Raw genomic sequence first — 13,357 nt, forward strand, 5'->3', positions numbered from 1 at the left:
TGAGGTGCATGTCCTCGAGGAAGACTGGGACGATGGGCACCTGCGCCGCCTGGGCGATGTAGTAGATCCCCGGCTGGCAGCGACCGATCCTGTGGCCGGCGCCGCGGGTACCCTCGGGAAAGACCACCAGTTCGAATTCCCGGGCGCAGCGGCCGAAGGATTGGAGCTCCTCGATGCGGTGGCGGGACATGCGGCCGCGCTGCATCAAGAAGCCTACCCGGGCGCTCACCGCGCGGGTGAACCAATTGCGGTTCCACACCGCCGCATCCCCCAGCACGAACACCGGCCGATGACCGTGGGTCCACAGCACCGACGCCATCAGCGGCGTATCCAGCAAGCTGACGTGGTTGCACACGTAGAGTCGGCGGGTCTCGCCCCGGCGGCGGCGGTGAACGCCGGTGGCGCGGCGGATGTAGGGCAGATTGAGGAAGAGCAGCACCAGAACCCCGAGCACCAGCTGCACGATCCGAGTGCCGAGGGTCAGGCGAACCGCCGGCTCCCCCTCGGTGGCCGGGGGCGGGTTCGAGTCCTGAGCCTTCCGGGCGTCACCGGTGCCGTTCTCAGGCTCGCGGGCGCGGGATTCCTCCCGGGGGGATTCGCTCACGCGTCCGGTGCCTCCAGCACCACCCAGGCAGCGGCGCCGCCGGCGGCGAGCTCGGAGGCCAGGACCCGGCGGGGCGGCTCCAACACCTCGCCAGCGCCGGGGCTCAGGCCGATCTCCGGATCCTCCTGCTGAAAACCCACCGTCGGCCCGAAGGGCACGCCGGACGCTGCCAACACCGCCGGGGCCAGCAGCCCGCCTCCGTACTCTCCCAAGGCTCCCTTGGGCGCCAGCACCGGGGGCGGTGCATCGTCGAAGAGCCGGCGCAGGAGCAACCCCTCCAGCCGATCCCCCGCCGGCGTGCCGGAGGCGCCGGCCACCACGCGGTCGAAATGCGCCGTCGTCAGCCCCGCCGCCGCCAGGCGATCTCGGAGGCGGTGGAGCAGCACCGAAGGATCCTCGCCCCAGCCGCTGCGGGGCGCGTCGACATCGAAGGCGCCGACGGCCAGCCGACAGCGGGCCAGAAAGCTGCCGCCCCGAGCCGCCACCGCATCCTCCGATTCCAGAATCAACGCCGTCGCTCCCTCCGCCAGCAGAAAGCCGTCGCGGCGGCGATCGAAGGGGCGGGCTACCTCGTCCGCTCCCGGGGCGGCCTGCCCCTTCCCGCCGGAGCTGCCGGCGAGGGCACCGAAGCGATCCAGCACCGCATGGAGCAACGGGCTGACCTCCTCCACCGCCGCCACCACCGCCCGCTGCACCCGGCCGCTAGCCACCGCCTCCACCGCCCGGCCGAGGGCGATGAGGGCGCCGGCGCTGCGCTGGGTGACGGTGATGTTGGGGCCGCGGGCGGAGAGGGCCATGGCCACCTGCGCCGCCGGGGCGTTGGCGACGCTCTGGGTGAAGAGGAAGGGAGAAGCTCCCTGAGGGCCGTCGGCGAGAATCTGCTGCAGGATCCGCTCGGTGAATTCGGAAGGCCCGAAAGTGGTGGCCACCACCACCGCCGTGGGCCCCGCCAGCTCGTCGGCGGTAAGCTCCGCGTCCTCCAGGGCCATGCGCACCGCCGCCACCGTCAGCTTCGACGGCCGGCTCAGACGCCGGGCTTCCATCGGCGGCACCCAGCGCGCCAGCCCCGCCACGTCCCGCACCAGCAGCGCCTTGCGGGCGCCCTCGGGACGGTGGTATCCGGCGGAGCGATCCACCTCCTGAGGCACCGGCGCCGCGCCGGCCAAGGCTTGGGCCTGGGCCTCTCGGCCGAGGCCGGCGGCGCTGGCCGCGCCGAGGCCGCTGATCACCACGGAGGACAAGCTCACGACTTGGGCTCCTCGCCGCCGGCGGCGTCAGCCTCGCTCCACCCCGCCAGCACCAGCGCCGCGTTGGCACCGCCGAAGGCGAGGCTGGTGGACAGGGCACAAGCCGCCTGCCCCGATGGCGGGGACAGAGGGCGGGGCTCGCCCCAAACCAAATCCACCTCCAGCTCCGGGTCCGGGGCTCCTCCACCGGCGGTGGGATGCACCTCGCCAGCGGCCAGGCAGAGCACCGTAGCCACCGCCTCCACCGCTCCCGAAGAGCCCAGCAGATGACCCACGGAAGCCTTGGTGGAGGTCACCGGCAGCCGTGCCGCCGACGGACCAAAGACCTCGTGGAGAGCACCGCTTTCGGAGCTGTCGTTGAGCGGCGTCCCGGTGCCGTGGGCGTTGACGAAATCCACCGCCGATGCCGCCCGGCCCGCGTCGTCGAGGGCCTGCTGGATGGCCAGGGCGGCCCCCTCGCCCTCCGGATGGGGAGCGGTCATGTGGTAGGCGTCGCAGGAGGCGCCGGCCCCCAACAGCTCCGCCAGGGGACGGGCGCCGCGGGCCTGGGCGTCCTCCAAGCGTTCGAGGACCAGCACCCCGGCCCCTTCGCCGAGGCTCAGCCCGGCGCGGTCGGCGCGGAAGGGACGGGAGGGCCGCTCGTCGACGGCGCGCAAAGAGTTGAAGCCCGAGTAGGTGAGCAAGCACAGAGAGTCGGCGCCGCCGGCCACCGCCACCTTGGCCTCGCCGGAGCGCAGGGCGTGGAGAGCGTCCCCCAGGGCCAGTCCGGCGGCGGAGCAGGCGGAGGAGATGGAGCGCACCGGGCCGGCAGCGCGCAGCCAGCGGGCGACGGCGTCTCCGGGACCGTTCATCTCGTGAGAGGCCAGGAGCTGCAAGGAAGCGAGGCCTTCGCGGTGGCCCATCAGGCGCTGGAAGTATTCCTCGCCCTCGGCGATGCCGGCGGTGCTGGTGCCGAAGAAAATCCCCAACTCCGGATCCGACTCGTCGGCGGATGGCAGAGGAAAGCCCGCCTGGCTCCAGGCCTCGTGGGCCGCCGCCAAGGCAAAGCGGTCGGCGCGGCTCAGGCGATGCCAGCCGGGAAAGCTCCGAGCCAGCTCCGGTGGTTCCGGCGGTGCCTCGGACGCGACCTCGGTGCGCTGTCCCCGAGTCGAGAAATTCTTCGCTGGATGGATGGCAGCCTGTCCGGAGCGCAGGCCCTGCCAGAGGGCGTCAGCATTCCAGCCCCAGCCGGTCACCGCACCGATGCCGGTGATTACGATCCGGCCTTCGGGCCGCCCAACGCCGGCGCTCATCCGGCCTGGCCACCGACCTTTTGATCCTGGCTCGGGGTCTCTGCGCTGGAACCATTCGCCGACTGCAGACCTTCCACAAAGGTCTCCAGGCTGGCGACCGAAGCGAAGGCGTCCTGGCCGATGGCCTCACTGTCGATGGACACTCCGTATTCTTTTTCCAGCGCCACCACCAGCTCTAGCGCGTCGACCGAATCCAGACCGAGACCATCCCCGAAGAGGGGAGCCTCGTCGTCGATCATCTCCGGGGTCATTCCTTCCAGGTTCAGACTCTCGATGATCGTCCGCTTCAGGCGTTCTCGGGTGGCTGTCCCGCTCGGCATCCTAAACCTCCAAGCACTGCTCGATGAACTCGTTGTACGACACCCTGGCTCCTTCCGGGAGGGGGCGGGCTCCGGCCCGCGGTACCCCGCGCAACCGCCGGCCGGGCAGCTTTCAGAACTCCAAGCTACCGGGGCGGGCGGGTGCTGTGTCGCAGATGGGAACGCGGAGCGCGGAGACGCCCAAAAAACGTTGCGCTGGGCGAACCGCCGGAGCAGGTCGAGTATACTAAACAAGGCTTTGTCCCGTCAGCCCCGCCCAGATCTGTCATGGTCGAAACATCCATCCACGAAGCGTTCCTGCGTCGTCTGAACGAGGCGCCGGAAGCACCGGTGGCGATCTGCGCCGAGCGAGAGTGGAGCGTCGGCGACCTACACCGCCTGACCGATGCCCTGGTGCCCCGCCTGCGCGCCGCGGGCCTGGGGCCTGGGCAACTGGTGTCCTTGGAGGCGCCCAGCGGGCCGGGATTCCTTGGCGCCTTCCTGGCCCTGCGCCGGGTCGGCTGCGCGGCGCTGCTGCTGGGCACCGGCCTGGCGGCCTCGGAGGCCCGGGAGATCCGCCGGCGGTTGGGTACCCGCGGCCGCCTCGCGGCGCCGCCCTGGCCGGAGACTGTCGAGGATTTGGAGCTCGCCGCCGAGAACCCGGAGCATCCCGCCGACCTGGAGCCGGACATCGCAGTGGTCAAACTCACCAGCGGCTCCACCGGCACTCCCCGGGGCATCTTGGTGAGCGGCGCCGCGCTGCTGGCGGATGACCGGGCTCTGGCCTCATCCATGGAGCTACGGGACGACGAGCGCATCCTGGTGGCGGTGCCCATGGCCCATTCCTACGGCCTGGCCAGCGTCGCCCTGCCGGCCTTGGTCCGCCCGAGCACCCTGATCCTCCCCGCCGGCGGCAACCCCTTCGCCGCACTGCAGGCGGGGCACCGCCACGGCGCTACCTTTTTGCCCACGGTGCCGGCCTATCTCCAGGCACTGCTCAAAAAGCAGGAGCCACCCCCCTGGCCCGAAACCCTCCGCCTGACCATCACCGCCGGCGCTCCCCTGCTGCCGGAGACCGCCCGCCGCTTCCGCCAGGCCTACGGCCGCTCCATCCACGTCTTCTACGGCTCCAGCGAGTCCGGCGGCATCACCTACGACCGCCGGGGCGACGCCGGCGAGCGGGGCTCCTTGGGCACGCCGGTGACGGGAGTGGAGATCGAGCTGGAGGCCGCCGGCGGCGCTCCGGGGGGCGACCGCGGCCTGGTGACGGTCCGCTCCCCCGCCGTCGCGCGGGCCTATCTCGACCGGGACACCGAGGTGAACGGCGACCCCGAGCTTCCAAGCTCGAATCTCCACGCCCCGAATCTCCACGACGGTTGCTTCCGCACCAACGACCTGGCGGAGCTGCGCGGCGGCGAGCTCTTCCTGCTGGGGCGGGTCGACGACGTGATCAACATCAAGGGCAAGAAGGTCCATCCCCGGGAGATCGAAGCGGTGCTGCGACGACAGCCGGGGGTAGACGACGCAGCGGTGCTGGCGGTCGAGCGCCCCGGCGGCGGCGAGCTGCTGCGGGCGGTGGTGGCATCCACCGACCGGGAGATCGACCAGGAGTCGGTGCAGGCCTGGTGCCGCCGCCACCTGGCAGCCCACAAGGTCCCCCGCAGCCTGATCCTCCTCCCCGCCCTGCCGCGCACCGACCGCGGCAAGCTCGACCGCCGGGCGCTGTATCGGCTGGAGGACGGATTGTCCGCGGAAGATCAGCGCGGATAGTTCCCTCGAAGGCTCGAAGCCCACCTCCGGGTCGTCCACGCCGGTCAAAACAAACAAGAGCCCGATCCACCACCAAGGTGAATCGGGCTCGCTGAGCTACGCGACCGACGACCGTTCAACGGCCGCCGGTCCCGCTGGAAGGTTCAGCTACTCGACGGGCTCGCAGCTGTCCGGATCGATGCTGAAGCCCTGACACATCACCTGCGACTGCGGAGCGGTGTCGATGTAGCAGACACCGAAGGGGCAGTTGAAGCCGGTGCAGTAGTTGTCACCGATGCAGAAGCCGAGACCACAGGTGGGATCCGCCAGACGGCACTGGCAGAAGAGCACCGACTGCGGGCTACTCGCCGGATAGCAGCCCAGATCGTCGCAGAACTCGCCGGCCTTGTTGCAGTAGCCCGGGCCGCAATCGTTGCAGCCGCCTCGGGAGAGGCTGTTGGGGGGCAGCTGGTCCGGGCCGATGTCGTCGATGATGGCCTGGATGGGCACGCCGCGGTTGGGGGTGCCGCAGTTGATCACCGCGCCGCGGCAGTGATGCAGGGCCACCACCGCATTGTCACAGCGGGCGAGCACCGGCGAGCCGGAGCTGCCGCCCTGGGTGTCGCACCAATAGCCGATGTCGTCCACCGGTCCGCCGGTGCAGGCCGGGCGGTCGACGCTCTCCACCTGGCAGAAGCCGGTGGTGTCGCCGGGGTGGGTGGATTCCAGCGCGATGCGCTTGCCCCAGGCCTGGGGATGCTGCGGGATGTAGATCCGCTCTCCCGCCGCGGTGCCGGTGCCGTCCCGCATCCGCAGGTAACCATAGGTGGCCACGGGGTTGGTGGGCAGCTGCACCAGGGCGTAATCCAACGGCGCGCTCACCGCCACCAGGGTCGCGGAATTCGCCACCACGGTGCCCGGGCAGCCGAACCAGGAGGTGCAGCTGGTGGCGCAGGTGGCGCCTTCGGCCATGAACTCATAGTCGGTGTTCATGGCGGTGGAGCTGTTGCCGATGCAGTGCTGATTGGTCATCAGGTGTCCGCCGCTGCCCACCAGCCAGCCGGTGCAAGCACCGGTGCCGTTGATCAGCAGACGAGCCACCGCCCGCGCCTTGGAGTAGGCCGACGGCTGGCTGGCCTGGTAGCACTTGGCCTCCAGCGAATCGTCGGGGCCGCAAAGCGCTTCCTGGCCGCCACCGGGCGGGTCGAAGGCGCCGGGATAGCCCTGAGCGTAGCGGTCCATGACCACCGCACCGGCATCCACCGGCCGATCCGAGAAGAGCTCGAGGATCGCCGTGTCGCCGGGGATGTGGGTAGCCCAGAAGCCTTCATCCAGACCCAGCTTGCCCTTGCCGGTGCCGGTGAACTCCCAGCTGCGGCTGTTGTCCGGAGCCCGAACCACCAGGCGCGCGCCTTCCGGCAAGTTGAAATAGGAGAAATGGGGCGCGATGTAGCTCGCCCCGGACGAGGTCACGTTCTGGCTCCACACCAGCCGCTCCTGGGCAGCCAGCCCCGGCACGGTGGTACCGCCGGTGAATTTCGGCGAGGCCAACCGCTGGACGACCTCCTCACCGACCTGCACCAGGCCATCCTTGACCGGCAGCGCCGGCGCCGGCGCCGCCTGCTGCGCCCATGCGGGCTCCATTTGCCAGGTCGCCGACTCCGCTGCCGTGGTGGGAGCCCAGATACAGGCCCCGGTCAGCACGGCCGCCGTCAGCAGGGCCACCGCGGTCCATGAGATGGAATTGAACTTCATGATATCTCCTCTCGAATCAAAGAATTACAGGGTGGTTCCGCATTCCGGCATCAGCGGGCTGCGGTCCCGCGCCCAAGAAAAGAAAGTAATTCAGAGTACCACTCCCTTAGCATTCTCTCAATGCTCCGCTGGTCACAAATGATCAACAGCTCTTAATTCTTCGCCAGCGGGAAATTCGACGGTGCCGGTATCCGCCTGCACTCCAGCCCCGCCGGCGATCCGGAAGCGGACACGGCGGTGAAGACGGACGCCGCGGTAGCCTCCTAGCTCGGCCCGACAAGAACCCCCGAGACTTCGCTTCTCCATATCGTCCGCCGTTGGTATTTTTACCGTAGCGGTGATCAACTCTTAGACCAGGAAGGACGAGCATGAGAGGTCCGGAAGACACAGTGACTGAAGAAAACGATCCACTGGCTCCCCTGGCGGTGATCCATCGCCTGGAAGTGGGGCCGGTGCGGGTGGAGCCGCGGCGCATTGCCGCCGCCTACACGGTGATCCAAGAGGACGGCAGCACCAGCTCCAGCGAGCTGGTCTACCGCTACGAAGAGGACGTCTTCGATCCCGAGGAACCGGCGAGCCGCAATCTAGCGGCGCTGATCACCGCCCAAGTGGCCCTCAACTACGGTCTCTTCTGCCGCCAGATCGTCTTCCATGGCCTTTTCGACGGGGTGGATCGGAAGCTGCTAGCGGAGATGGCCGCCAACACCGCGCGGGAGATCTACGTCAAGAAATTCCTCGAGGAGAACCTCTTCCTGGTGGGACCGGCGGCGCAGCTGCCGACGGTGCGCCAGGCCTCCTACCTGCGGGCGGAGCTAGTCTTCCCCGACGCGGCGGACGACGCTCGAGACACTCCCCACGGATGGGCGCCGGACGCCCGGCGCATCGCGGTGCTGGCCAGCGGCGGCAAGGACAGCCTCCTGAGCCACGGTCTGTTGGAGGAGCTGGGGCTGGAGACCCACGACGTCTTCGTCAACGAGGCCGGCCACCACTGGCACACCGCCCTCAACGCCTACCGCTACCTGAGCGCCAACTACCCCCAAACCACGGCGCGGGTGTGGACCTCCAGCGACCGCATCTTCGCCTGGATGCTCCGCCACCTGCCCTTCGTGCGCCAAGACTTCTCCCGGGTGCGTTCCGACGAATACCCCATCCGCCTGTGGACCGTGGCGGTCTTCCTCTTCGGCGCCTTGCCGGTGCTGCGCCGCCGGGGCATCGGCCGGCTGGTCATCGGCGACGAATTCGACACTACCCGGCGGCTCAGCCATCAGGGCATCACCCACTACGACGGCCTCTACGACCAGAGCCGCTTCTTCGACGAGGCGCTAACCCGCTATTACCGCCGCAAGGGCTGGCCGCTGGCGCAATTCTCCATCCTCCGCCAGGCCTCCGAGTTGCTCATCGAGAAGACTCTGGTGGAACGCTATCCGGAGCTCCAGCGTCACCAGGTGAGCTGCCACGCCAGCCACGTCGAGGGGGAGCGCTCCCTGCCCTGCGGCAAATGCGAGAAATGCCGCCGCATCGTCGGCATGCTGCTGGCCTTCGGCGCCGATCCCGGCCGCTGCGGCTACAGCCAGAAGCAGATCGACGGCTGTCTGGAATCTCTGGCGGAGCACGGCGTGCACCAGGAGGCGGCGGGAGCCCGGCACCTGGCCTGGATGCTCCAGCAGCGCGCCTTGCTGCCAGAGGATGCCCCGGCCTTCCGCAACGCGCGGCCGGTGCCGGAGGTGATGAAGCTGCGCTTCCACCGCGAGGCGTCGCCGGTGGAAGGGCTGCCGGAGGATTTGCGCACGCCGGTTTTCCGGCTGCTGATGCACCACGCCGACGGCGCCGTGGAACGCACCGGCCGGCTGTGGACTCCCTGCGAGCCCCTGGAACCTTCGCTCCAGGCTCTCCCCTACCGTCCCCGGCCTCAACCGGCGGCGCCCAGCACCGCAGAGGAGACCTCCACCGAAGGCCAGAGCGAGATACCCCCGGGCACCACTCCTCGCCCCTACCTGCTGGCGGAGCTCACCTGGCCCCGAGCTCAGGAGCGCTTCGCCGAATGCGACACCGCGCTGTTGCCGGTGGGGGCCATCGAGCAACACGGCTACCACCTGCCCCTGGACACCGACTCCTGGGATGCGGATTATCTATGCCGCCGGGTGGCGGAGGCCTGCGGCGATCCCAAACCTCTGGTGCTGCCGCTCATCCCCTACGGCGTCTCCTACCATCACGACGACTTCCCGGGCACCCTGAGCGTCAACCCGGAGACTCTGGCGTCGCTGGTCTACGACGTGGGCATGGCCGCCGCCCGCAACGGCATCCGCAAGCTGATCATCGTCAACGGCCACGGCGGCAACGCTCCGACCCTGCAATTCGCCGCCCAGAAGATCAACCGCGACGCCCACATCTTCACCTGCGTCGACACCGGCGAGACCAGCGACGCGGACATCGACCGCATCACCGACACCCCCAACGACGTCCACGCCGGCGAGGTGGAGACCAGCACTTCCCTGGCCACCCGCCCCCATCTGGTGGACATGGACAAGGCCTGCCGCGACGTGCAGGATTTCTCCAGTCAGTATTTGGATTTCAGCTCCGAGAACAGCGTCGAATGGTACGCCCACACCTCCCGCATCTCCACCTCCGGCGTCATGGGCGATGCCACCGTCGCCAGCATCGAGAAGGGGGAGCGCATCTGGGCCATCATGGTGGACCACCTGGTGGCCTTCGTGGAGAGCCTCAAGGCGGTGACCCTGGATCAGCTCCACGAGCGGCGGATGTGAGGTCCGCCCCGCGGTCGCGAGGTCTCAGCGCTTGAGATCCAAGTGCACCAGCTTCTGGGTGCCCAGCGGCGAGGGCTGGAAGCCGAGCACCTTGAAGGAGAGCACCGAAGCGGAGGCGCCGTAGATCAGCGGCACCAGGGGCGCGTCCTCGGTGAGCACCTCCATCACCTCCTGCAGGGTGCCCATATCCCCCTGGGCGCGGTATTGGGCCAGCTTCTCGTCCATCCGCGGGCTGCGGTAGTGGGCGTGGTTGGTGCTCACCGCCAGGTTTTCCCAGGTCGGCACGCGCTCCGAGGACAGGCTCGCTTCGAGGAAGTCGCAGGGATCGACGGTGTCCGACACCCACCCCGCCAACACCAGATCGTGGCGGCCGTCGATGCAGCGCTGGAAGAACTCGGAGCTGGTGGCCGGCCGGGTCCACTCCACCGTCACCCCCAGCTCCGCCAGATGCTGGGAAATCACCTCCGCGGCGCCGCCGGGGTTGGGCAGATACGGCCGCGGGCCCCAGGTCATCAGGCCGGAGAGCTTCTCCGGCAGCGGTTTGCCGGCCTCCTCCAGACAAGCCCGGGCCTTGCGCAGGTCGTAGACCAGATCGTCGTCCACCGCCACCAGGCCCCGGGGCAGGATGCTGGTGGCGGTGAAAGCGAGGCCGTTGGAATAGCACGACTCCGCCACCTTGAGGCGGTTGATGGAGTGGGCCAGGGCTCGGCGCAGATGAACGTCGTCCAGCGGCGGCCGGGCACAATTCATCGACAGAATGGCGGTGGAGATGCCCGGCAGGAAGGATTTGCGCACGCCGCTGAGGCGGCTGATGTCGTCCCGGGGCAGGACGCTGCAGAAATCTACCTCGCCGTCCTGGATGGCCCGCACCAGCGCAGTGGGCTTGCCGTCCCCGTCCACCGGATAGACCTGGAAGTGGATCTCGTCCAGCTTCAACTCCTCTCGGTAGTGGGGGTTGCGCACCAGCCGCAGATGGCTCGGAGTGCTGTCGGAAGAGATCTGGAACGGCCCGGTGGCACAGACCCGGCCGTCCTCCAAGCGATAGACGGCACACTGCTGGTGGGTGAGCATGATGTCGAAGCGGGCGTTGGCCCGGTGCAGGTCGAAGACCAGGTAGTCGCCGTCCTGGGTCACCTCCGCCTGCTCCCTGGCCAGGCTCGCCTGGCGCAGGCATTGGGCCACGTGGGCCGGAGTGACCAGCTCCCCGTCGGCGAAGCGGATTCCTTCCCGCACCTTCCCCCGATAGCGGCGGTTCTCGCTCCCGTCGAGGACCTCCAGCGGCCCCTCGAAGAGCACCGGCTGCACTTCCGTCCGACCGGCGAGGATTTCGTAGGGCATCTCCAGGACCTGCCGCAACACCCACATGCTCTCGTTGTCGTTGGCAGACTGGGGATCGAGGTGGTGCACCTCGTTGAGCAATCCAACCCGCAGGATCTTGGTCTCGGACGCTTCGCTCATGGCTTTCGTGGACTCCTTCGCTCCCGGGATCAGGGTCGTTTACCGGATTGGCCAACCCCTCCAATCCGCAAAGTACGGCACGAGTCAAACTCTGTCAAACCCTTCAGCAAGGGTCTTCTAAGGTCCGTTCTTGCGTCTCCCCTCCGTCCGGGTAGTGTCATGGAGCGCGGCTGCCGGTAGAATTGGCAACAACCGCACTGTGCTCTCTGATCTGGGGTCCCCGAGCCGGGCCCCCGAGCCGGGCTCGCCGAGCGGAAGTTTGTCCTGGCAACGATCCAGCGCTAGTCGAATTGAATCCTGGAGGAGGTTTCTGATGCATAGTCCTGGCCATCCCCTACCCATCGTCGAAGTCGCCGAAGGTCTCGGCATCCCCCGCCGGCACCTCGCTTTCTACGGCGACGACAAGGCCAAGGTGCGCCTCGCCGCGCGGCAAGACGGCGGCTCCAAACCGGGCAAGCTGATCCTGGTCTCCGCCATCACTCCCACCGACGCCGGCGAGGGCAAGACCACCACCTCCATCGGCCTCGCCCAGGGCCTGGCCAAAGTCGGCCAGAAGGTCTGCCTGGCGCTGCGCGAGCCCTCCCTGGGCCCCACCTTCGGGCGCAAGGGCGGCGCCACCGGCGGCGGCAAGGCTTCGGTGACGCCCATGGAGGACATCAACCTCCACTTCACCGGCGACTTCCACGCCATCTCCACCGCCAACAATCTGCTGGCGGCGATGCTCGACAATCATCTGCACCACGGCAACCAACTGGGCCTGGATCCTCGGCGGGTCACCTGGCGGCGGGTGATGGATCTCAACGACCGCGCTCTGCGCCAGATCCTCATCGGCCTCGGAGGCCCACTGCAGGGTGTCCCGCGGGAAACCGGTTTCGACATCACCCCGGCCTCGGAGGTCATGGCCGCCCTGTGCCTGGCGGAGGACGCTGAGGATCTCGGCAAGCGCCTGGGGCGCATGCTGGTGGGCCTGACCTATGACCGCCAACCGGTCACCGCCGCCGAGCTCAAAGCGGTGGGGGCCATGCGGGTGCTGCTCAAGGACGCCATCCACCCCAACCTGGTACAGACCCTGGAGGGTGTGCCGGCCTTCATCCACGGCGGCCCCTTCGCCAACATCGCCCACGGCTGCAACTCCGTGGCCGCCACCAAGATGGCCATGGCCTACGCCGACTGGACCGTCACCGAGGCGGGCTTCGGTGCCGATCTGGGAGCAGAGAAATTCTTCGACATCAAATGCGCCGGCGCCGGCCTCAAACCGGCGGTGACGGTGCTGGTGGCCACCATCCGGGCACTGAAGCGCCACGGTGGAGTCAAGAAGAAGGAGCTCGGCGAAACCAACGCCGCCGCCGTCGAGGCTGGATTGGACAACCTACGCAAGCACGTGGAGAACATCCAGCTCTTCGGCGAGCCGCCGGTGGTGACCCTCAACCGCTTCGCCGGTGATGAGGAAGAAGAGGTCGCCGTCGTCCGCGCCGCCTGCCGCGAGCTCAAGGTGCCCTTCGCCGTCTGCGACGGCTTCGCCGAGGGCGGCCCGGGCGCCGTGGAGCTGGCCCACGCCGTGCTCGAGCACGCCCAGCTCAAGGAGGAGAGCACCTTCCATCCCCTCTACGATTGGTCCGATTCCATTCCGGACAAGCTGGAGACGGTGGCCAAGAAGGTCTACGGCGCCGGCAAGGTGAGCTGGACGGCGGAAGCCAGGAAGGATCTGAAGATGATCTCCAACCTGGGCTACGAGGGCCTGCCCCTCTGCGTCGCCAAGACTCCGGCTTCGCTCTCCGACGACCCCAAGCTGATCAACCGCCCCCAGGGCTTCACCGTCACCGTCCGCGGCCTGATCCTCTCCGCCGGCGCCGGCTTCGTGGTGCCCCTGATGGGCGACATCATGCGCATGCCCGGCCTGGCCAAGAAGCCCGCTGCCTTCGGCATCGACCTGGTGGACGGGGAGGTGCGGGGAGTTTCCTGACGCCGGCTAGAAGCCGGCGCTCCCAGGTCCCTCAGGGCAGGGGGGACCCACTTGTTGGTCTCGCTCCCAGGTCCGGCCAACAGGGGGGGGGGACCCACTTGTTGGTCTCGTGTTGCCCACAGGGGGCACCCAAATGTTGGTCCCTGATTTTTCAATAACTTAGGGCACTTCTCGTAGGGTGGGCGCCAGCCCACCAAATTCTGTGCCGAAGCGAGTCCGGTGGGC

The 13,357-nt window shown here is 68.6% G+C and carries 9 protein-coding genes; 3 read left to right on the forward strand and 6 right to left on the reverse strand.

The annotated features are described in order from the left end of the window. From SX243_20755 to SX243_20770, 4 genes are all read right to left on the reverse strand, one after another. The coding region (locus SX243_20755; protein ID MDY7095415.1) for a lysophospholipid acyltransferase family protein at positions 1-604 on the reverse strand (604 nt) is incomplete at its 3' end. Further along, a complete protein-coding gene (locus tag SX243_20760; GenBank protein ID MDY7095416.1) occupies positions 601-1,851 on the reverse strand; it encodes a beta-ketoacyl synthase N-terminal-like domain-containing protein in 1,251 nt (416 codons plus the stop codon). The genes SX243_20755 and SX243_20760, both read right to left, overlap by 4 nt. Then, entirely contained in the window at positions 1,848-3,143 is a 1,296-nt protein-coding gene (locus tag SX243_20765; protein MDY7095417.1) for a beta-ketoacyl-[acyl-carrier-protein] synthase family protein, read from the reverse strand. The genes SX243_20760 and SX243_20765 overlap by 4 nt, the downstream gene beginning before the upstream one ends. After that, positions 3,140-3,463: a phosphopantetheine-binding protein gene (locus SX243_20770; protein MDY7095418.1), complete on the reverse strand. Its 324-nt coding sequence runs from the start codon at positions 3,461-3,463 to the stop codon at positions 3,140-3,142. The genes SX243_20765 and SX243_20770 overlap by 4 nt, the downstream gene beginning before the upstream one ends. Before the next feature lie 267 nt (positions 3,464-3,730). Between SX243_20770 and SX243_20775 the strand changes: the two genes are divergently transcribed. Next, on the forward strand, positions 3,731-5,212 hold the full coding sequence (locus SX243_20775; GenBank protein ID MDY7095419.1) for a class I adenylate-forming enzyme family protein: 1,482 nt from the start codon (positions 3,731-3,733) through the stop codon (positions 5,210-5,212). A 147-nt stretch (positions 5,213-5,359) separates the two neighbouring features. On the opposite strand, the gene SX243_20780 is transcribed toward SX243_20775, so the two are convergent. Continuing rightward, positions 5,360-6,946, reverse strand: a complete 1,587-nt coding sequence (locus SX243_20780) for a serine protease (protein MDY7095420.1) — start codon at positions 6,944-6,946, stop codon at positions 5,360-5,362. A 389-nt stretch (positions 6,947-7,335) separates the two neighbouring features. On the opposite strand from SX243_20780, the gene SX243_20785 reads away from it, so the two are divergent. Then, positions 7,336-9,711: a creatininase family protein gene (locus tag SX243_20785; GenBank protein ID MDY7095421.1), complete on the forward strand. Its 2,376-nt coding sequence runs from the start codon at positions 7,336-7,338 to the stop codon at positions 9,709-9,711. Positions 9,712-9,735: 24 nt separating this feature from the next. On the opposite strand, the gene SX243_20790 is transcribed toward SX243_20785, so the two are convergent. Then, positions 9,736-11,169, reverse strand: a complete 1,434-nt coding sequence (locus SX243_20790) for an ABC transporter substrate-binding protein (protein MDY7095422.1) — start codon at positions 11,167-11,169, stop codon at positions 9,736-9,738. Between the two features lie 313 nt (positions 11,170-11,482). Between SX243_20790 and SX243_20795 the strand changes: the two genes are divergently transcribed. After that, positions 11,483-13,132: a formate--tetrahydrofolate ligase gene (locus tag SX243_20795; protein ID MDY7095423.1), complete on the forward strand. Its 1,650-nt coding sequence runs from the start codon at positions 11,483-11,485 to the stop codon at positions 13,130-13,132. The last annotated feature ends 225 nt before the right edge of the window (positions 13,133-13,357 follow it).

The organism is Acidobacteriota bacterium (genome assembly GCA_034211275.1).
In the GTDB taxonomy this organism is placed as follows: Bacteria; Acidobacteriota; Thermoanaerobaculia; order Multivoradales; family JAHZIX01; genus JAGQSE01.